Origin of the sequence: Shewanella sp. VB17 (assembly GCF_013248905.1) — a bacterium.
In the GTDB taxonomy this organism is placed as follows: domain Bacteria; phylum Pseudomonadota; class Gammaproteobacteria; order Enterobacterales; family Shewanellaceae; genus Shewanella.
On the sequence record NZ_JABRVS010000001.1, the window covers coordinates 4649236 to 4671531 of the forward strand.

The following is a 22296-nucleotide window of genomic DNA, read 5'->3' on the forward strand; positions in this document are numbered from 1 at the left end:
CGAATGTGGTGTACATTTCTGTACAAATCTAGTTTTCTGCAATAAAACTAACAAAAATATATACACAGCGCGTCAACTTTCCTCTGTTTTACAATCAGTTATACGTAATAGTGACTGGAATTGATCCGAAAGTGTACCGTAAAAATCGTAACAGTAATATTGATAAAGTCACTATACTACCAACGATATCGAGTATATTAATGATATGAGCCATCTATTTATCGTTATAAATAGCCATTCCAATAAGCAGTCACGCCATTGACTCTAAATTTAATTTACGTTTTATAAGCGTGACGGTTTCAGTGAGAGTATATGCTTCCTCTATTAATTCCAAAGGTAGTAAATCTACAAGGGTTTCAATTTAATGAGGTTTGAGTTGATTGATCATGTCAAAAGCTTGGGTAGCTTGCATAAAAAATCCGAGACCTAGGACTCGGATTCTGAAGCATCTAAAAGATCAGTCAGTCGATCGATAAATCACTAAATGATCGGTATTACAGCGAACTCGCTGGCTTGTTATTTATATCATCCTGCCTACATAAACAGAACTATTACACCGTTGACTGGAAAATAACTTTACCAGCTTTTTCTGTATAAGAAGATATTTTATCAAAGTTAAGATAACGGTAAGTATCAGCTGCAGTTGCATCTAGCTCTTTAGCATAAGTCTGATACTCATCACTCGAAGGTAGGCGACCTAATAGTGCTGCCACAGCAGCCAGTTCAGCAGATGCTAAATACACATTCGCACCTGTGCCTAAGCGATTAGGAAAGTTACGTGTTGAAGTTGAAACAACGGTTGCACCATCAGCAACACGTGCTTGATTCCCCATACACAAAGAACACCCAGGGATCTCAATACGTGCCCCCACTCTGCCGAAGATAGCATAATAGCCTTCTTCTGTTAGTTGATCACGATCCATCTTAGTTGGAGGTGCTATCCACAAACGCGTAGGTAATGAAGTCGCAAACTTATCGAGCATCTTGCCTGTCGCTCTAAAATGACCGATATTAGTCATACAAGAACCAACAAATACCTCGTCTATCTTAGTATCTTTTACATCTGATAGTAGCACTGCATCGTCAGGATCATTAGGCGCACACAGAATTGGTTCTTTAATATCATTTAAATTAATGTCGATAACGGCTGCATATTCTGCATCATCATCTGCTTTCATCAATTCAGGATTAGCCAACCACTCTTGCATTGCAAGGATACGACGCTCGATAGTACGACGATCTCCATAACCTTCAGCAATCATCCACTTCAACATCACAATGTTGGAGTTTAAGTATTCGATGATAGGTTCTTTATCCAGTTTGATACTACAACCTGCTGCACTGCGCTCAGCAGAAGCATCTGAAAGCTCAAACGCTTGCTCTACTTTCAAACTTTCTAAGCCTTCTATTTCAAGTACACGACCAGAAAAGAAATTAACTTTGCCTTTTTTCTCTACAGTCAAGAAACCAAGTTCTATTGCTTTAAGAGGTATAGCATGCACTAGATCACGTAATGTAATACCAGGCTGCATCTCTCCTTTAAAACGCACTAACACTGATTCAGGCATATCCAGAGGCATAACTCCGGTTGCCGCAGCAAATGCAACTAGACCTGAGCCAGCAGGGAAAGAAATACCGATTGGAAAGCGAGTATGAGAATCACCACCAGTCCCCACGGTATCAGGAAGTAACATGCGATTTAACCAAGAATGAATCACCCCATCACCAGGGCGTAATGAAACACCACCACGGTTCATGATGAAATCAGGAAGAGTATGGTGAGTGTTCACATCAATCGGCTTAGGATAAGCAGCGGTATGACAAAATGACTGCATCGTCAAATCGGCACTAAAACCAAGACACGCAAGATCTTTAAGTTCATCACGCGTCATAGGCCCTGTGGTATCTTGTGAGCCAACCGATGTCATCTTAGGTTCGCAGTACTGTCCAGGGCGGATCCCAGCTACACCACATGCCTTACCTACCATCTTCTGAGCAAGCGTATAACCTTTGCCCGTATCGGCAACATCTTGTGGCAATACAAATACCGTTGAAGGCTCTAGTTTCAAAGTTTCACGAGCACGCATTGTTAAACCACGTCCAATGATCAAAGGAATACGACCACCGGCACGTACTTCATCCATCAATACGTCTGTTTTCAATGTAAATTCAGAGATCACTTCGTCAGTACCATGACGCTTTACAAGGCCTTGATACGGATAAACATCAATGACATCTCCCATATCCATCTTGCTGACATCTAGTTCAATGGGTAATGCGCCAGCATCTTCCATGGTATTGAAGAAAATCGGGGCTATTTTACCACCGAGACAAAAACCACCGCCTCGCTTATTAGGAACATTAGGAATATCATCTCCCATGAACCATAGCACTGAGTTAGTGGCAGACTTACGAGAAGAACCGGTACCAACAACATCACCAACATAAACTAATGGGAAACCTTTCGTTTTAAGTTGTTCTATCTCTTTGATTGGACCTATCAGACCTGATTCATCGGGAATAATACCATCACGAGCATTCTTAAGCATCGCTAAAGCATGCAGTGGGATGTCAGGGCGAGACCAAGCATCCGGTGCGGGTGATAGGTCATCGGTATTGGTTTCACCAGTGACTTTAAATACTGTTAATGATATTTTCTCTTCAAGCTTAGGACGACTTAAAAACCAATCAGCATTAGACCAAGATTCAACAACTTGCTGAGCAAATTTATTGCCAGCTTGCATCTTTTCAACAACATCATGAAAAGAATCGAACATTAATAAAGTTTTTGATAATGCAATAACGGCTAATGGCGCTTGTGCATCATTATCTAACTGGTCAATTAGGGGGGAAATATTATAACCACCCAACATAGTGCCAAGCAGTTCAACAGCACGCTGTGAAGATAGGATAGATGAACTCACTTCACTTTTTGCTACTGCATCCAAAAAACCTGCTTTAACATAAGCAGCTTCATCGACTCCTGGTGGGATACGGTTCTCAAGCAGATCAAGAAGAAACGCTTCTTCACCTGCTGGTGGGTTCTTAATTAACTCAACTAATTCTGCTACTTGTGGGGCATCTAATGACTTAGGGACTACGCCCTCTGAAGCACGCTCTTCGACGTGTTTACGGTATGCTTCTAGCACGGCAATATTCCTCTTATTTGGCGTTCTTACAACAAAACAGCACTGCTCATCAACAAAGCTCACACTTCAGCAGGCTCGACCCTCATTACTCACCGTATTATACTACAGCTTGAGAAAGGTTTGAATCTGATCACACTTTCATGGCAATAAACTGAAAAACACATCTACAGTATAAAAAACAATCACTGCGATTTATCCTATTAATACCATCAAGTTAGTTAAACCATAGCTCAAAAATAGAATTAATACCATTATCAACAATAAGTTACGAATAATAAATTTATAGATATAACTATTTGCTCAAATGAAATCACGCTTAAAAAAGGTATTTTAACTACTTATTTATTGAAAAATAAGACATTAGAAAGTACTACTATTCATCATAATTATACTGAACATATTGGAGACATATGACATCCCCCTTACTTAAAACCGTCATTTTCGATATGGATGGTGCGTTAATCGATTAAGGATCTTAACCGCAAACGACAGAATATCAGACGATGAAAAAATATAGACTTAACATCAGTTACTAGTATAACTCGCATCGATACTAGTTTAATTCGAGTAAATCCCATAGATTACCGTACAAGTCCTCAAATACGGCAACGATGCCATAATCTTGCTCTTGGGGTTCTCTGATAAATTTTATACCTTCAAATACCATCCGATGATAATCACGCCAAAAGTCATCTGTATTTAAAAAAAGAAAAACTCGACCGCCTGTTTGATTACCAACAAAATCATGTTGTTCAGGCTTAGATGCACGTGCTAATAATAAGGTGACACCATTGGAACCTGGTGGCGAAACAACCACCCAACGTTTATTTTGCTCTGGTTGATAAGTATCTTTAACCAGCTCAAATTTGAGTTTGTTTACATAAAAATCAATCGCTTCATCATAATCTTTAACGACGATAGCAATGTGTACTATTGATTGCTTCAAACTTACTAACCCTTAAATCTGTTGAAATTCAATTCTCGTATAAATAGGACATGATAAAAATTATAATCATAGTCAGAGCTTTCGACATCATACTGAAAGCGATTGTTAGCTGATGTTATCGAAACGGGAATAGGGGCGCTCCCATCTATAACGTTCAAGTTTCTCAACACTCGTCAAGATTTATCCCTGACCCCCTTATAATGCTTGGATCTAACTCGGCTTTGTGCCCGATAAGTTCTAACTACTTATTCGCATCATGTTTAGTTGCATTCCTTACGAACACTCATTTTTCTCCATTGTTAATAGTTACGCTAACGGCTAACAAATTATTGATTAAAAACAGGATAAAACCCCTGCCCAGTTATTAACTTCTCGTTAACCTACCACTCTTCAGTGATCAATTCTAAATTAATTATCCTTCATAAACCACAAATAAAAAGAACAAACCAGTGACTTAAAGCGCCCAAAAAAAATAAATAATCTAAGGTAAAGACCTGAGAGATAATTTGCTCAAATGTAGCTAAATTACGCATCCTATTAAAAATATTCTGGAAACTTTTATGCTCATTAACAAATGGCTTTGTCTACTTTTATTACCTGCAACCCTGATTTCTGAAACTGTTTTTGCTGAAAATACACTCGTAATCGATGCTGGCAGCTCAGGTTCTCGTTTATATGATTATAAATACCATTATGATAATTCAGGCTCTGATGAGGGATTACCTATCTTTGATAGTAATTCTAGTCTTTCTATTTCAGGGGGAATTCAGAATGTGAATTTAAAAAATCTTGATACGTATTTAACAGAACTGTTCGTAGAAGTAACAACTGAACCAGATAACATTAATTTTTATTCCACAGCGGGCATGCGCCTAGTTTCACCATCCAAAAGAGAGATAATTAACAATGAAGTAAAAGAATGGATTGAAAATCACTATCCCTCTTCCCACGTCAGCGTCAAAACAATCACTGGAAAAGTCGAAGGTGCTTATGCATGGCTGGCAAGTAATTATCTCAATGATTCACTCAAAAATAAACGACAAACAACGGGTGTAATGGACTTAGGTGGGGCTTCAACACAAATCACTTTCGAACAATCAAGTGATGATTCTATGGTAGTACCTGTCAACGAAAATACATATTATCTATCTTCATATAGCTTTCTTGGGCTAGGTCAAGATCAAGCAATAGTACAATATTTAAATGAATCCTCTTGCTTTCCAAAGGGGTTCTTATTACCAAATGGGAAATTGGGTACGGGAAATTTCACCAAATGCACTAAAAAAGTTAAATCACTAGTAAATAATACCCATTTCATTAATCATTTAGTGAATACAGCTGATACTAAAAATGACTTTTACGCTATAGCTGGATTTTATTATACAGCTAAAACACTAGGGATAACAGACAATTACTCACTTACCAAGCTTTCCAAAGAGGGACAAGATTTCTGTAGCACAAATTGGGATCAATTAAAAAATAAGAGTCCTGAATACCAAAAAGACAAATATCTATACACAGAATGTTTTAATGCAGCCTATGAGCATGCATTAATATCTAAGGGATATAAGTTAAGTGAGGACAACAACATTTTAACTATTAACAAAATAAATGGTCAAAGTATTAGTTGGACGTTAGGTGCTATTATTTCCCCTACCTTATAACATTCATTGATGTTACTTAGATGCATGAGAAAATGACAGTGATTGAAAAGGGAACTTCCCTTGTTACACTTAATTCTTAGAGTCCAAGGATAACCGCTACAGAAATGATAAGGAAAACTCAAGAAGCGTAATAGCCACATTTTAGGGCATATTCCATAACATCTCCCCTAAAGGCATTTATGGGCTCAATATACTATATGGAGCCCATATTATCACTCAAAGTTAACCTAATTAGAACATGATGCTTTAGTGTGTACTCCCAACGTATTTTCAACGACATGTTGTACTGCCAACGCCTCGCTAAAACTAGACAATTTATGTGGTAGCCCAGACAGCATTTTAACTATTTCATCAAGTTGCAGCTGCACAGAACCTTGGCTCATATCCAATTTAAGTTCCTTCCAGCCTTCAATCGTTCCAATACTCACTTTATTCCAATCAGCGTATCGAAGGGCACGCTTATCGCTATAAAGCGTCCATTCATTAATGTCTGGGCCCATACCACCAACACCACCGACAACCTTAATCTCAATATCTCCGGTTCGGTAACTCGCCATGACATAGTCTTCACAGCCCTCAGGAACAGAAAATGACACGTCACTATTCATCAGCTCCATGACACCAAATAAACGATGTTGGAGAAAAGCAAAATGAGAAAATATCTCCCGAAGAAAACCACCTTGCTCTCGACTGGAAAGCCAGGCTGCGGCGCCTGATTGCCAATGCCGTGGCCAGCTACTAAAATGAAATCGCATCTCAACCTTAAGTGCACGCCCTTGCTCAGGCTCTTGCATAAGGGTTAATATTTTGTCCAGAACTGGACTACTTGCCAAAGACAAGTTGACTGCAGCAGCGAGTCCTGAAGCTTCTACTTCCCTCACCAGCTGCTCAGCCTCACTAACATCTACCGATAACGGTTTTTCACACCACAACGCTTTCTTAGCAGAAATAACCTGACGACAATAATCAACATGGGTAGTAGGAGGAGTGGCGATATATACCAAATCAATATTATCCATAGCAAGTAATGCTGCGGAGCTTGGCATGATGATAATTCCTTCGTATTCACCACCAACCAATGACTGAGCATGATTATCCTGTAAAGCTGGATCAAAAACGGCCACAACTTCAAACTCTTGGTGCGCTAACATGCCATTGATGACCAAACGCCCTATGGTGCCAAAACCAATCACCCCAACACGAATTTTCAAGCTTAATACTCCATTTAAGATCGTCATTTACTGACCTTAATAGTACAGGATTAATATCGGAGATAATACAGATGAAAAAGAAGTGGCAATGCCACTAAAAATACTGACATAACAATCTCTAATCACTTTGAAAATGTTAAACAAACTGTTATCCGAATACACTTAATAAGCATGTATGATGCTTTTACTTTTTTCTTCTGTTCAAATAATTAGTGAACTTGATCTATTTTGTGGTGATTATGTGTAACTCGTGCAGTAATACGGTGTGAGGATAGTAACTATAAAACATTAACTCTCGCCCTTTAATCACAATATGTATCACATTGTATTTAAAGGGTAAAATCATTTTTATTAAGAGTTTAAAATGGTAATATTACTTTAGATTCAAACAAATGAATCTAAAGATGTTATTTACAGTGATTACTATTTTATAGGTTCAAAAAGTATATGAATACCAGCTCAAAATCAACTCTTCATTCAATGAACGGTTCAGTGCCCTGTACAATATCAGAGCTTTCTAAAAATGATCCAATGTATAATATTATTGAACAGCACTTGATGAATTCTGCAGTATTGAAACCTATCACTTCTCCTAAAAAAGAAGACGTCAGAATGCTACGAGCACAAGCTTATTTAGATCTTCCTACGACAACCGAAGCACAAAAAACTAGGGCACGACTTCGGCTTAAAGAAGGTGATAGAGGTGGAGCGCCTAGGGTAAAAACTGGCCCGATAAAAATAACTAAAATTGAAGTTATTTCTAATCCTTTTCTTGAACAGCGATATCGTGAATATAAACAAAAAATTACTATTGAAGCAGGACAAAAAACGTTAGAAAAAATAAAACCAACGACGACACATTTCACTCATGGCTTGGATCAGAGTATCGGTGAAGTGTTTCTTTTTCATGGGACATCTAATGATATTGTACAAAAAATTGCCGAAGGTGGATTTAGACCTGATTTAAGTTCAAATCATGGCTCCGCAGAAAAACCTAGATATGGCGCTTTAGGGCAAGGAACATATTTCTCTGACTCAATGGGAAAAGTAATTAGCTATACACAGGACCCCTATCTTTTAGATTATGATAGAAGCTCTTCAGTTGAGTCTTTAGTTGTTATTTCTAGTGTTATTTTAGGCGTACCTAAATTCAGACATCCATTCGTGCAAAAACATGAACATATGCGTAGGGATGGTATAGATAATATTAAGAATAATAGACACTCTGTTGTTAGTCGAGGCGCTCAAGCTTATGGAATCAACCCATTTAAAATATCAAGCGGAACTAATGAGTTTTTATTAAAAAAAGCAGAAGCAATGAATCCGAAATACATTGTACACTTTAAACATAGTCATTAATTATTTTTACAATAACACATAGTAAAATTCAGCATGATATATTTACTATGTGTTACCAGCATTATATTACAAATAAAATTATCATCGTCATTTTAAAATTTATTAAAATTATTTTGTTTTCCTCACAGGCTTGAAAAATAATTAATGACACTGAAAAATCAAAAAATCAGTAGGGATTCAATTATACATAACATTAATATCTACATTTTAAATCTCAAAATGCAGACCACATTCACGCTTCAAACCATTGAAGCGCGTTTCTTCTTCGCTCATCCCTAACTCCAGAGGTTTACTTGAGTGAATGTCCCCTACTGAGACATAGCCTTGCTCCCACAATGGGTGATAAGGCAAGTCATGCAGTGTCAAATATTCATGAATATCTTTATTACTGCAATCTAAAATAGGTAATATTTTAAATCGTGTGCCGTGAATCGCCAAAATAGGCAAGGCTTCGCGAGTGCTTGACTGCGAACGACGCAAACCCGCAAACCAAGTACCAACTTGATTATCACTCAGCGCCCGCTGCATAGGCTCGACCTTATTCATACGGTTATATTGATCTAATCCGTCTAGGCCTTTTTCCCACAGAGCGCCAAATCTAGCCTCTTGCCAAGCTGGGCTAAATACAGCTGAATACGTTTTAAGGTTTAACGTAAGACGCTCAGTTAACTCATCAATAAAACGATAAGTTTCGGGAAAGAGGTAACCAGTATCAGTCAATATGACTGGAATGTCGTTTTTTTGCTTACTCACCAAATGCAACATCACTGCGGCTTGAATACCAAAACTTGACGAAAGAGCATGATTACCCGGTAAGTATTCAAGTGCCCATGCAACACGTTGAGCTGAACTTAACCCTAGCAAAAAAATATTGATCCGCTCAAGCTCAGCTTTTTGCTCGATAGTCGATGCGCTAAGTAATGCTAACAGTTCATCGCAAGAAACAATAGAATCAAGCGCTCTCGATTCAGGCATGACTGCTCTGCTCATGGAAATCCTTAGCGGCATCAATTACCGCGCTCACTGCACCAATACGTACCGTGAAGTTACCAAAGGTTTCTTTCTCTTCTCGCTCCGCCACATAACGGGCAAACAAACTGTCGAGTTCAGATAAAATGTCAGCCTCTTGAATATTTTCACGGTATAACTTATTTAAACGTGTTCCTTCAAAATTGGCCCCTAAATACAGATTATAACGACCAGGGGCTTTGCCCACTAAGCCAATTTCAGCTGCAAATGGGCGCGCACATCCATTGGGGCAGCCCGTCATACGAATAACAATACCTTGATCAAGGAAACCGTGTTTTTCCTGCAAACATTCGACCTTCGTTAAAAAATCAGGAAAATAACGCTCAGCTTCAGCCATAGCAAGCGCACATGTAGGCAAAGCCACACACGCAATAGATCGCCCACGGGTTTCCGTGATCACCTTGCCCATCAAACCGTGACTTCTTGCTAATGCTTCAATTTCAGCTTTATCCTCTTCAGCCACTCTGGCGATGATAAAGTTTTGATTCGACGTCATACGAAAATCGCCTTTATGCACTTTTGCGATTTCTCTTAACCCTGTTTGCAATGGCTGGCCAGGTAAATCTTTAATTCGCCCCCCTTCTATAAATAGGGTTAAGTGCCATTGATTATCAACCCCTTTAATCCAACCATAACGATCGCCGCGATCACCAATAACGACATCACGCTTGGGCTCAAACTTGACCCCTGCACGCTTCTCTACTTCTGCTTTAAACACCTCATAACCATACTTTACAATGGTGTATTTCAACCTTGAAAGTTTACGGTTAGAGCGATTCCCCCAGTCACGCTGAACTTTAAGAATGGCTTCGGCAAACTTTAAGGTATCTTCAGCTTTAACAAAACCAAAATCATCGGCGAGACGTGGGAAGGTTTGTACTTCACCGTGCGTCGAGCCCATTCCACCACCAGCCACTAAGTTAAAACCTATTAGTTCTCCCTTTTCAGCAACAGCAATAAAACCTAAATCATTGGTGTAAACATCGACATCATTATCTGGTGGTACAGCAACGGCCATCTTAAACTTACGCGGTAAATAGGTTTTACCGTATACAGGTTCGACATCATCCCCCTCACTTGTGACGACTTTATCATCGCCCAGCCAGATCTCGGCATACGCTTTAGTGCGTGGGAGGTATCGGTCTGATAACTGTTTAGCCCAGTAATATGCTTGCTCATGCAAACGAGATTCAACTGGATTAGGATTGCACATCACATTACGGTTCACATCACCACAAGCTGCAATAGAGTCCAATGCTTTACTGTCTAAACTTTGAATAAGCGTTCTTAAGTTACGCTTAGAGATCCCATGATATTGAAAAGTTTGACGTGTGGTTAACCGTATACTGTTAGAGCTCGTTAATGTCGAGGAAATCTCGTCAACCCCTAACCACTGCTCAGGGCTGCAAACACCACCAGCAACACGGGCACGCAGCATAAAACTATACAAAGGTTCAAGTTTTTGCTCTTTACGTTCGTTACGTAAATCACGATCGTCTTGCTGATAAAAACCATGAAACTTAATTAGCTGCTGATCGCCTTCACTGAAAGAGCCTGTCACTGCAGTATCTAATCCTTGCTTAATCGTTCCCCGCAAAAAATCACTGTCTGTTTTCAGGTGTTCGTTTACTGATAACGCTTCCACTTTTTGTACACTTTTATCATCTGACATGACCACAGCCTCACTCATCTTTTATTCGTGCAATGCATCTTGGCACTGCATCTTTTATCGGTTTATTGCTAAGAATCGTTCTTAATACACATCTTTTTGATAACGCTTATCGCTGCGCAGCTGTGCTAAAAAATCTTCAGCCTCTGTTGCTGTTTTACCACCAAACTTGACCGTTACATCTAATAAAGCTTGATGAACATCCTTAGCCATACGTTCACCATCACCACAGATATAAAGGTGAGCACCTGCTTCCAACCATTTCCACAACTCCTCACCTTGTTCAATAATACGATCCTGAACATAAATTTTATGCGCTTGATCACGTGAAAAGGCCAAATCAATACGCGTTAAAAAACCCTCTTTTAAAGACTGTTGCCACTCTGTTTGATAAAGAAAATCTTGCTCAAAATGTGGATTGCCAAAAAATAACCAACTGTCTCCCCCAGCCCCTTGCGCTGCCCTTTCTTGCATGAAAGCACGAAATGGAGCAACGCCAGTTCCAGGGCCAATCATTATTACTGGAATATCAGGATTTTCAGGCAATCTGAAATGATTATTCGACTCGACATAAACGTTAATTGCTAGGCCTTCTTTTGCTTGAGCCAAAAATTGTGAAGCACCACCAAATCGGGTAACGCCACCACGATCATCTTCAACAAGCGCGACGGTCAAATGAACTTCAGACTCCACTTCTAATTGACTCGATGCAATGGAGTATAAGCGTGGAGTAATAGGACGTAACAACTCAAGTAATTGTTCAGAGCTAATACTGGCAGGATATTGTAAAATCAAATCAGCAACTTGATTATTTAATATACACTGACGCGTCATTTTTTTATCCGCAGCAATATTAAGCAACTCAGCATCACCGCTTAATTCTGCCCAGCCTTTTACTAACCCTGGATAAAGTTGTGTGAGTTCTTTCTTCTCAATTAAGGCTTGCCTCAATGACAATGAGTCTTTACCAAGCGTCACCTGAGACTCTCCATCAAGAGACAGTTTAACCAAGATTTCATCAACCAAATCGACGCTATTACTAAACCAAACACCTAAAGCATCACCCGCTCGATAAATCAATCCTGACTCACCTAAATCAATTTCAACATGACGTACATCACGATCTGCATCGCGACCCGTCAATTTTTGACTCACTAATAATTCAGCGGCATACGGTTTTTGCTTAGTGAATTGACTTTCGTTAATATTGGCAGAAGGTGAAATTGAAACAACACTGGCCCCTCTAATTTCAATCAAGGGCTTAACCGCTTGCAATACAGCAGACTGCCACAATTGAGCTGACGCTTCATAATCGACATCACACTCTACAAGCGGCTGAATCGCTGTCGCACCAAGACCTGCTAACCTTTCATCAAAATCTTTACCTGTTTGACAGAAAAACTCATAACTTGAATCACCTAGCGCTAATACTGAGTAGTGTAGATGCGCTAAACTAGGCGCTCGCTTAGACGCTAAAAACTTATGCAACTCGATGGCATCATCTGGGGCTTCCCCTTCACCATGAGTACTGACTACAACTAACAGTACCGTTTCCTGCTTAAGTTGGCGTACCTTATACTCACCCATCGATGACAAGTTAACTGCATAGCCTTGAGCTCTGGCTTCATTAGCCAACTCATTAGCCACCCCTTTACCATTGCCTGTTTGACTCGCATACAAGATAGTAAGTGTCTGCGCTGGCGCAGCTTCATCGCCAGTTTGACTGGCTCCCTGCTCCGCAGTAGCAGATAAATAGCCACTTACCCAAGCAAGTTGAACGGTGCTCAGCTCAGAGGTGAGCTGTTTTAATTTTTCTACTTGTCCTTGGGACAAAGGAGAAGCGAACGATGAAAGCTCTTTTAACAACATGGAACAGCCCTATATCTGTGTAATGCCTGTTAGCTTAGCCCCTATGTTAAAAAGCAAAAAAGAATAAAATATGATTTTTAATTCCTTTTTGGAATATAGGATAAAATTGACACATCAAATGCCTGTGTCTTTATGATCACCATCATGGTAGGTTTTTGCTAGATACGATTAAGATACGTTCAAACATTGCACAATATAGAAACATCTGCTTATATAGTGTATTGACATTAATAAATAAGCTAATTATGGAGGGGTGTAAATTCAAATGGATTCAATTGATATCACACCAAGTGCCAATAACAAAAGGTTGGAACAACCGGATAGCGAACAACACTGGCATCTATTGTCTACCGCGCAAATATTTGCATTTTATACATTAACAAAAATTGGCTTCCAGCTTCTTTTTGTTAGACAATCCTCAGATGAAAAACTCGCTGTGGCGAGACAAGATCATAAAATAATAACAATCGACAGCACAGGAGAAATAGACTTTAATCCGGTATTAATACTTAGAGAAAACATTAAACAGGTCTAAAAACACCTCTATTAATAGTTAAGTTACATTAATTTCAGTCGCTTGAGACAACATTATTACCGCGCTTCTCCCCAGAAGAACACTTATCATACGCTCCCCTGCTACACCGAAGGCATTAGCCGCTTTTTCGTAAACTAAGCTTATCGCCTTAAACGAAGTCACATCATGAGTTACGTCACCGCATAAACTAAAAAACAACTTGAGAATCATATATATTGTCTTACTCTCTAAAGATGTTAACCATGAATTTTCAAGTGTATCTAAACTGCTAAAATCGAGTTCATCCAAGAAAAGGCAACTGATTTGAGGATCTAGACATGCAACAAAATTGACTTTATGGGGAAAATGATGACTTATTCCAGTACGGCTTATCCCTGTCGCTTTTGATAAAGTAGTATAGGACATAGCGTCATACCCAAGAGTCAACAATTGTTTGAGCGCCTCATTCATAATATGATTAATCGTTTGTTCTGTTTCTATTTTTGAACGCTTGGCCACCTGATGATCTCCTACTCGTGATATTTTTATGACTTAAAAATAATGAGAATAGATCTTAACAAACCACATTAGGGAATTCTTTAGTAACTTGCTCAATAGACGTACTAATAGAAAAGTGTTCAGCTAAGGTTCAGTTAAAAATGTAAAAAACGAATTTATCATTTTATTCAATACTCTATTAATATTTTACCCGTTATTATTGGCTATGTTTTATCACAATAACGCCAGCTCAGAAACCATTGTTCCTCTATTCCTATACACCCCAAAAAATGGGTTATAATATTCAATCTTATTAGCTTCACACATATCACCTCTACCATTAATGAAGTGATGAATAAGAGTCAAAAACAACAATAATTTTTATTTTTTTGCTCATTGTACGTTAGAATAGCCACCTAACTTGTCATTTCTGAGTTTAACGTGGTCGAAAAAGCTGAATTTTCAAATCATCTGTGTCATCCAAGATACTGGTTGCTCTGGCTAGGTGTCGCTCTTATGCGTCTAACTCAACTGCTCCCCTTATCAATGCAAATGAAGCTAGGGGCAATTATAGGCCGTTTAGCAAAAAAGATGATTGACGACCGAGTCAATACTGCCAAGCGTAATTTAGAATTGTGTTTTCCAAACATGAGTCAGCAAGAGCAAAGTCAACTACTGAACCAAAACTTCGAAGAAACAGGCAAAGCGATTTTTGATACCATTAATGCATGGTGGTGGTCAGATGAAAAAATTAAGCGTCATATGAACATGAAAGGCCAACAGCATGTAGAACAAACACTAAGTGATGGTCATGGTGTTATTTTATTCGCAGTCCATTGCCTCCCGCTTGAGATGGGGGCCAGAATATTTGGTCAATTTCAGCCAGGAGTCGGTGTCTATCGGCCTCATAATAATCCGGTCATCGAATACCTACAGGTCAAAGGGCGGCTTAGATCGAACAAAGCTCTAATTCCTAAACGCGATCTTCGTCAGATGGTTCGTTGCCTTCGTAAGCCAGATGTCATTTGGTATACTGCAGATCAAGATTTTGGTCGTTCAAGTGCTGCTTTTATTCCATTTTTCGCCATGCCGGATGCTGCTACTATTACAGGTGCTACCACCTTAGCTAGACTTGGCAAAGCGAAAGTTTTACCCTTCCGTGTTGAGCGAAATGCTGATGACAAGGGTTATAGTATCGAAATCTCACCACCTCTAGATGACTTCCCAACTAAAGACGAAATTGAAGATGCGAAGCGAGGTAATGATATTATCGAGCAGATAATTAATAAGAATCGTGCCCAATATATGTGGCTACACAAACGATTTAAAACACGTCCACATAAAGACGACCCTTCAGTATATAAGTAACATTATCGAAACATACTGTTATCAACGATAAGTTAGACGCTCATATACACACTAAAAATCGATAAGTTTCAGCCGCTCATGAAACTGCATTAAAATATTATCTAATTGATTATTTTTAAGTGAATCCAGATTAATCACAGCACGTAAGTCATATGAACCTTCTATTTTTAATAGAAAACATCCATTCCCCTCGACACCGTCAATTGGCTTTGTTATTTCACCAATAAGTAACCTTGCATTGGTTATTAATAGCTCTTCAGTTGTTGATAATGAAGACCAAATCAACAATCTATCCTCATGTAAAGAAATATTAATAGGCAGACTATCGTACAATGCTATTTCTATAGTAGAGTGCAAATCAAAATTATTTAAGAGCTCATTTTCAACTCCCAGTTCACTTAGTGCATCACGGACTAAAACAGAGATATTTTGATCAATATTTTGTAAAAATGAAAGTGGATTACGGATCATGCTGCATTTCTTTATTCGTTATTTTTATAACCAGAACATTAATACTAAAGGTGATACTTTTCTATCATAATTAGTTGTAATTTTATAAATAGAAAGTGTTGTCTGCAGCAAGAGGGGGGATAACTTCAGGCTGTTCAAAAAACAAGCTGAATTCAAATGAAAAAATAAATATTTGAATTAAAAAGCAAAAAAAAACTAATTGACGACTGACAAAAAAATGCCGCATGCTCCAAAAAAAACTACAAAAACACAATAAAAAGGTTAATATGACCATCATACCACCACAAATCAGAGTAAAGTTTGGCTTAAATGTATCTACTAACGAATTAAAAAAAATAGAAAAACTTGATGTAAAACATATTAAAAACATTACAACATCTCGATTAAAACAAACATTTCGAAAAACAAATAATATAAATAAACAAAATAGAATACGGACTATTCTAAACAATATTTCTCCCAACGAACTAAAAATAAAAAAGACTTCTTCAAACATTGAGCTATATAAGCTATCGCCTAATATTGAGCTAAACCGATACCTAAATGATAAAGCTAAATTGAACGAAAAACCCTCCCAAGAAATAATAAATAGTCTGGTTCGCGCAAATGCGTCAGTCAATGAAACACGATCAGAACTAAGTAATGGCCGCGCAAACGTACCTAGCTCGTATAGTAACGAAGCTAAAAAAATTAACAATTTTAAACCACATCATGATTTGCGAACATTGCGAGGCTATGCTCATAAGTACAACTCAACCACCTCTGATAACTTACCCACTCGAATAGCAACACAACCAGCGGTTGCTATGCTCGCTAAAACAGGTAATTGCGGTGAGCATGCTCAAGTCGTTCACGCTATTCATGCAAATAAAATGGAAGAAGGAGAGGAAATATATCAGGTAAGTAAAAAAGGGTTTGATCATCAATGGGCGCATTTGTCTACCAGCACGAAAGAACACACTAAAGATGAGAATGGAGTGATGAGAAAAATAACAACTGAGAAAAAAATTGTTATGGATCCATGGGCTTATGGGCCTGCAATTTTATCTGAGGACTCTGCATTTGAAAAAAATAATCCCAAAATAGATAAATTTGATATCATAAAATCTAAAGATGAAGGTCATCAATACAATACTAGAGTCATGGCTCAAAAAAGTAAGATTGAACAGGGAGCTACATTAGCCTACGGGCGTTCTCTACAATCCATGTTGAATGAGCCTGTCTCGACAAAAGATCAGGGATTGAGCAGATGGGCCAAGACCAATCTTATCTCAGAAAAATTTAACCAAAAAGTAAAAAATGCTGAGTTACAGCAGGTTAAAAAGTTAGATCAATTAGGTAAAAAGGATCAATTAGACAAATTAGATAAAGAAAGTAAACAACAAGCCGAACATAAAAAGAATGTGATGAATGATATTCGTAAAGTCGGTGTATTGAGAGAAACTATAGTAGACATGCCAATTAAAATAGCGACTGATAAAAATTATATAAAAAAATTATTTTAATAAATATTATCCCACTTTAAGCTCTGCTGATAAACAGTCTCCTTCTTCCTCCAAAAGGAGACTGCTAATTATCTGTCTAACTGAGCCATTGAAAATTAGCTTGCTAAAACAACTCAATATTTGAAAAATGCTCTATAACTAATTAGTATAACGCACATCAAGATCATTTTATAAGCTCTGAGGGTAAACGTATACCCACCTTCGTTGCTACACCCTGTTCTAATTCAAAAATAATCCAGTACAGGGATTGCCACTCAAACTGATCACCGACGACATGCTCACCCACTAAATGTTCACTCATCAGTTCACCTACTGACATACAAGATGTTTTATCATTTAATGTTAAACCATAAATAGGGGCAAGTGCTGACAATTTAATGTCAACATCTAAGAAAAAGTCACCAAAAAAGCGCGGTAATACTTTAGTCATAGGTGCTTCACTAAATAACGTGCCTAATGCATCGAGATCTTTCTCATGACCTAAGACACATAAGGTATCACCAGAGCCTAATATTGTACTTCCTGAGGGGTGTAACATCTCACAACCTCGATACAATGCGGCAATATGAGTACCACGTGGCATATTCAATTTTCTCAGCGGCTCACCAACACACCATTTATGTTCACTAAGACGATAAACAAACAACTCCCACTCACTCTTACGATAAATTTCAACCCCTGAGCGTGATATAGGACTAGGGATTGGAGGGAGATCCACCTTCGCCAACCTCGCAGCACGCCCTAATGAACATCCCTGCACCAGTAAAGAAACTAATACAACAAAAAAAGCAACGTTAAAAATAAAGCTGTGCATTCTCTAACCCCGCCATCATAGGAAATACCGCCAAAATAATCGGTACTGCACCACGTAAACCAACCCAAGAAATAAACCAACGTTCTTTAGCGCTGAAACTTTGAAAGGGCAGTAAACTTAACCAAACAGAGATAGGTCGCGCAAATAAAATCATACCGAAAGCCAATGATAGTGCAGGAATAGCCACATCTGTCAATTCAGAAGGAGTTAACAGTAAACCCAAAACTAAAAACATACCTATCTGGCTTAACCAGGTCATACCATCGAGTACATTTAATATTGCATGGCGTCCACGAGTTGCATTATTGCCTAAAAGTAGACCCAATAAATAGATAGATAGAATCCCACTCCCCCCTAAGTAATTTGAAGTAGCAAATACAATGAGACCACCACTTAACGCTAAAATAGGGTATAAGCCATCAGCCAATTGAGTGCGATTAATCAACTGCCACAATAACCAACCTCCTCCCGCTCCCATAATAGCCCCGATGCCAAATTGCTTAATAAAGCTGATAGCCATAAAACTAACAGACACATTTTCACCCACACTGCCAAGTATCGCAATCAAAGTCACAGTTAAGAAGACTGCCATGGGATCGTTACTTCCAGATTCAATCTCTAAAGTAGCCCCTACTCGTTCATTTAAACGCTTGCCTTTAAGTAGTGAAAATACAGCAGCGGCATCAGTTGAACCAACAATGGCACCAATCAATAAACCTTGTAGTAAATGAAGATCAAATAGCCAGGCAGCCATCAATCCTGTGAGGCCAGTAGTAATCGCCACACCAAAGGTGGCAAGAGAAAGAGCAGGCCATAAGGCAACACGAAAACTGGAAACCTGAGTACGCATTCCCCCATCAAGTAAGATCACAGCTAAGGCTAAATTACTCACTAAATAAGCAACGGAGTAATCATTAAAAGAAATACCACCTAGACCATCTTCACCAGCCAGCACACCGACACCGAGAAAGACTAATAAAATAGGGACACCTACACGAGATGAAACCGCACTTAACAGTACACTGACAGCAATTAAAAATGCCCCGATAAGAAAAAAATGATTGATAGTCTCTGCATTCATAATGAACTCCCTAAGCTTAATAATCCTCAGTGTTAACGTTAACCCCGACAAAGTTAACCTATCATGCCCTGGCTATTATACATCAACAAACTCAACCACAACTAAGGATAACATTAAATTTAATCAATCTAACCACAAAAAACAAACAAGGACAAATTCATACTAAAAAACAAATAAAAAATCATTTAAAATCAAAGTATAACTTATTTTAAAATACAAAATTATTAGCAATAAGTAATGATATCCTGAAAGTATTCTAGATTTTACAGCTTATATAAGCCAATTTCATTGCCAACGTCTATATTTATCATAGTCTCTGTCATTTACAGTTATTATCAGACACAGTCATAATGACGCTTGGTGTCATTATGACTCAATAAAAACCGTGTCATAATGACGTCAGAAATAGAAATAATTAACAACAATTACTTTAAAGTCATAACTTTAATCTATGGCATAAAAAATGCTTACACTCAATATCACCTAAAATACATAACCGCGTAAAAGAGGTAATATGAGTAAACCAAAATTGACCGTATTCGCACTTATTACCGTGCTAATTGCATCCTTCACTGTACTACTAAGTATAGGCAGCGAGATCTACCGTGAAAAGCCCCCCATTCCAAAGGCATTTACCAGCAGCAGCGGTAAGATTGTCTTTAGCCAACATAATATCGAACAAGGTCAATTAGTCTGGCGATCTATGGGCGGGCATCAATTAGGTTCGATTTGGGGCCATGGCGCTTATGTCGCTCCTGACTGGACTGCTGACTGGCTTCACAAAGAAGCCCAAGCTTGGTTAGATATCACTGCCGATAATAGATACCAGCAACGTTTCCAAGATCTCGATAATGAAACCAAAGCCGGTTTGGAGCAGATGCTTAAAGAGGATATGCGTCATAACAGTGTCATTAAAACCAGTAATGGCGATACCTTCGTCCGCCTATCTAATACGCGAATTGCAGCAATAAATAAAGTATCAGAACATTACCTTTCTTTATTTGGCAATGACCCAAAACTATCAAGTTTGCGTGAACAATACGCAATGAAAGAAGGAACGGTTCCAGATCTCAAACGTCGTGAGCAGCTCAATGCATTTCTCTTCTGGGGAGCTTGGGCCGCCATTACTGAACGTCCTGATGAAACATATACTTACACTAACAACTGGCCCTACGACCCACAAATTGGTAACCTGCCCACATCTGATAATATCGTCTGGTCTATTTTAAGTATTGTCACATTAATCGCTGGCATTGGCGCACTCGCCTGGCATCATGCCAGCGGTAAACACGAGCCTTTGCCTACCCCTTCAAAACAAGACCCACTCTTTTTTAATAAACCCACAGCTTCACAAAAAGCAGTGGGGAAATACTTTTTTACCGCGATAGGGCTGTTTCTATTTCAAATTCTATTGGGTGCGATCACGGCTCACTATGCTGTTGAAGGTCAAAATTTTTATGGATTTCCGCTATCAGAGCTCCTGCCTTATTCAATAACACGAACTTGGCACACTCAGCTAGCCGTTTTCTGGATCGCAACGATTTGGCTAGGCACCGGACTTTATATTGCACCAGCACTTTCTGGACACGAGCCTAAATTTCAACGTATTGGGGTTAATGTTCTCTGGGTAGCTTTAGTGATTGTTGTACTAGGTTCGATGGCAGGAGAGTGGTTAGGGGTTCAACAATATTTCGATCTGGATATGAACTTCCTATTTGGTCACCAAGGTTATGAATATATTGATCTTGGTCGTGTATGGCAGGTATTACTCCTCGGTGGGCTACTTATCTGGCTGAGCCTAGTTACCGCCGCGATGCGTCCTGCACTAAAAATAACAGGAGAATTACGCCCAGTAATTTGGGTACTCTATGCTTCATGTGTCGCCATAGGCTTATTTTATGGTGCAGGCCTATTTATGGGTAAACACACTAACTTAGCCATTGCTGAATACTGGCGTTGGTGGGTAGTACATTTATGGGTTGAAGGCTTCTTCGAGACCTTTGCAACTTCCGTCATCGCACTAATGTTAGTCCGACTTGGACTCATCCGTACTCGTAGCGCCAATGCAGCCGTACTATTCGCTACAGTTATTTTCCTAACGGGTGGCTTAATCGGCACATTACATCATATTTATTTCACCGGTACACCCACATCGGTCATTGCTTGGGGGGCGATTTTTTCAGCTTTAGAAGTTGTACCACTGGCAATTATTGGTTTTGAAGCCGTAGAGAGCTACCGCCTTCGTCAAGCAGCCCCATGGATGAGCAGGTATAAATGGGCTATTATGTTTTTCGTTGCCACTGCATTTTGGAACTTAGTCGGCGCAGGTATATTAGGTTTTCTCGTCAACCCTCCTATCGCTCTCTATTTTATTCAAGGACTTAATACAACGGCTAGCCATGCTCATGGTGCCTTTATGGGCGTCTATGGCATGTTAGGTATTGGACTCATGCTCTTTTGTTTACGAGGTTTATGCGGTCAAATGTTGTGGAATGAAAAACTATTAAAGGGGGCTTTTTGGACATTAAACATCGGTCTTGCCGCCATGATCCTGATGTCTTTATTACCTGTTGGTATCATACAGTTCTTCGCCGTAGTAGAGCATGGGTACTGGTTCGCGCGATCACCAGAGGTGATCCATAGTCCACTCGTAGAGCAACTGGTATGGATGCGTATATTTGGTGATGTCTTATTTGGACTAGGTGGCATGTTACTCGGCTGTTTTTTATTTGACATAATTCAAAAAGCCATAAGCAAGGCTAGGCTAGGCTAGGCGAAGAGTATGCAGCAATATCCATGCAAATTTAATACGATTTGCACCAATATTATGATGTTTGCTGCATCGGTAACGATCAACTCAGGTCCAAATAACCTAATAATAATGACATCAGGATTAAATTTTGGCATAAAACGCAGCCTTCCTTATATTAGGCATATGCTTTGGTTTTTTATCCATAGTCATTATTGTTGGCCTAGGTTTCAGTGTGGTATTTGAGCCGTTTCCTATTTACCATCAAATGATCAAAATAACTGGCGTGATCTACTTATTATATTTAACCTGAGTTATCACCTCCTTGACGCCAAACCGCTTAAATAGCCAAGTCATAAAACCCATGAGCTTTTTATAAGCCGCCCCATTCGTAAAGTCC

At 38.9% G+C, this 22296-nt stretch carries 15 protein-coding genes and 2 pseudogenes; 6 read left to right on the top strand and 11 right to left on the bottom strand.

The window, feature by feature from the left end; genetic code table 11:
• Nucleotides 1-217: 217 nt before the first annotated feature.
• The 3 genes and pseudogenes from HQQ94_RS20015 to HQQ94_RS20025 form a co-directional block, all read right to left on the bottom strand.
• Nucleotides 218-361: pseudogene (locus HQQ94_RS20015) on the bottom strand (transposase domain-containing protein); the annotation flags it as partial.
• Nucleotides 362-551: 190 nt separating this feature from the next.
• Complete coding sequence (acnB, locus tag HQQ94_RS20020) at nt 552-3149, bottom strand: bifunctional aconitate hydratase 2/2-methylisocitrate dehydratase (RefSeq protein WP_173296074.1); 2598 nt, start codon at nt 3147-3149, stop codon at nt 552-554.
• A gap of 553 nt (nt 3150-3702) precedes the next feature.
• Nucleotides 3703-4095: a VOC family protein gene (locus HQQ94_RS20025; protein WP_173296075.1), complete on the bottom strand. Its 393-nt coding sequence runs from the start codon at nt 4093-4095 to the stop codon at nt 3703-3705.
• 560 nt (nt 4096-4655) lie between these two features.
• On the opposite strand from HQQ94_RS20025, the gene HQQ94_RS20030 reads away from it, so the two are divergent.
• A complete protein-coding gene (locus HQQ94_RS20030) occupies nt 4656-5759 on the top strand; it encodes a hypothetical protein (protein ID WP_173296076.1) in 1104 nt (367 codons plus the stop codon).
• A gap of 227 nt (nt 5760-5986) precedes the next feature.
• On the opposite strand, the gene HQQ94_RS20035 is transcribed toward HQQ94_RS20030, so the two are convergent.
• The gene (locus HQQ94_RS20035) at nt 5987-6997 is read right to left on the bottom strand and encodes a Gfo/Idh/MocA family protein (protein ID WP_173296077.1); all 1011 of its coding nucleotides are present in this window, start codon (nt 6995-6997) and stop codon (nt 5987-5989) included.
• A gap of 420 nt (nt 6998-7417) precedes the next feature.
• On the opposite strand from HQQ94_RS20035, the gene HQQ94_RS20040 reads away from it, so the two are divergent.
• Complete coding sequence (locus HQQ94_RS20040; protein WP_173296078.1) at nt 7418-8329, top strand: hypothetical protein; 912 nt, start codon at nt 7418-7420, stop codon at nt 8327-8329.
• A gap of 207 nt (nt 8330-8536) precedes the next feature.
• On the opposite strand, the gene HQQ94_RS20045 is transcribed toward HQQ94_RS20040, so the two are convergent.
• From HQQ94_RS20045 to HQQ94_RS20055, 3 genes are all read right to left on the bottom strand, one after another.
• Nucleotides 8537-9319 (bottom strand): phosphoadenylyl-sulfate reductase, encoded by a 783-nt coding sequence (locus HQQ94_RS20045; protein WP_173296079.1) that lies wholly within the window; start codon nt 9317-9319, stop codon nt 8537-8539.
• The gene (gene cysI, locus HQQ94_RS20050; RefSeq protein WP_173296080.1) at nt 9297-11030 is read right to left on the bottom strand and encodes an assimilatory sulfite reductase (NADPH) hemoprotein subunit; all 1734 of its coding nucleotides are present in this window, start codon (nt 11028-11030) and stop codon (nt 9297-9299) included. The genes HQQ94_RS20045 and cysI overlap by 23 nt, the downstream gene beginning before the upstream one ends.
• 81 nt (nt 11031-11111) lie before the next feature.
• Complete coding sequence (locus tag HQQ94_RS20055) at nt 11112-12896, bottom strand: assimilatory sulfite reductase (NADPH) flavoprotein subunit (RefSeq protein ID WP_173296081.1); 1785 nt, start codon at nt 12894-12896, stop codon at nt 11112-11114.
• A gap of 265 nt (nt 12897-13161) precedes the next feature.
• On the opposite strand from HQQ94_RS20055, the gene HQQ94_RS20060 reads away from it, so the two are divergent.
• Nucleotides 13162-13431, top strand: coding sequence for a hypothetical protein (locus HQQ94_RS20060; protein ID WP_173296082.1), 270 nt, complete (start codon nt 13162-13164; stop codon nt 13429-13431).
• A gap of 18 nt (nt 13432-13449) precedes the next feature.
• Here HQQ94_RS20060 and HQQ94_RS20065 read toward each other — a convergent pair whose 3' ends face one another.
• Nucleotides 13450-13929, bottom strand: a complete 480-nt coding sequence (locus HQQ94_RS20065; RefSeq protein ID WP_173296083.1) for a TetR/AcrR family transcriptional regulator — start codon at nt 13927-13929, stop codon at nt 13450-13452.
• Between the two features lie 420 nt (nt 13930-14349).
• Between HQQ94_RS20065 and lpxL the strand changes: the two genes are divergently transcribed.
• The gene (gene lpxL, locus HQQ94_RS20070) at nt 14350-15276 is read left to right on the top strand and encodes an LpxL/LpxP family Kdo(2)-lipid IV(A) lauroyl/palmitoleoyl acyltransferase (protein ID WP_173296084.1); all 927 of its coding nucleotides are present in this window, start codon (nt 14350-14352) and stop codon (nt 15274-15276) included.
• A gap of 51 nt (nt 15277-15327) precedes the next feature.
• On the opposite strand, the gene HQQ94_RS20075 is transcribed toward lpxL, so the two are convergent.
• On the bottom strand, nt 15328-15747 hold the full coding sequence (locus tag HQQ94_RS20075) for a hypothetical protein (protein WP_173296085.1): 420 nt from the start codon (nt 15745-15747) through the stop codon (nt 15328-15330).
• Between the two features lie 224 nt (nt 15748-15971).
• On the opposite strand from HQQ94_RS20075, the gene HQQ94_RS20080 reads away from it, so the two are divergent.
• On the top strand, nt 15972-17252 hold the full coding sequence (locus tag HQQ94_RS20080) for a hypothetical protein (protein ID WP_173296086.1): 1281 nt from the start codon (nt 15972-15974) through the stop codon (nt 17250-17252).
• Between the two features lie 163 nt (nt 17253-17415).
• Here HQQ94_RS20080 and HQQ94_RS20085 read toward each other — a convergent pair.
• Nucleotides 17416-19147: pseudogene (locus HQQ94_RS20085) on the bottom strand (potassium/proton antiporter).
• A 514-nt stretch (nt 19148-19661) separates the two neighbouring features.
• Between HQQ94_RS20085 and HQQ94_RS20090 the strand changes: the two are divergent.
• Nucleotides 19662-21920, top strand: a complete 2259-nt coding sequence (locus tag HQQ94_RS20090; protein ID WP_173296087.1) for a nitric-oxide reductase large subunit — start codon at nt 19662-19664, stop codon at nt 21918-21920.
• Here HQQ94_RS20090 and HQQ94_RS20095 read toward each other — a convergent pair.
• Nucleotides 21917-22054 carry a hypothetical protein gene (locus HQQ94_RS20095; RefSeq protein WP_173296088.1) on the bottom strand — a complete coding sequence of 46 codons (138 nt, stop codon included), beginning with the start codon at nt 22052-22054 and terminating at the stop codon, nt 21917-21919. The two genes, HQQ94_RS20090 and HQQ94_RS20095, sit on opposite strands and share 4 nt — an antisense overlap.
• Nucleotides 22055-22296: the final 242 nt, after the last annotated feature.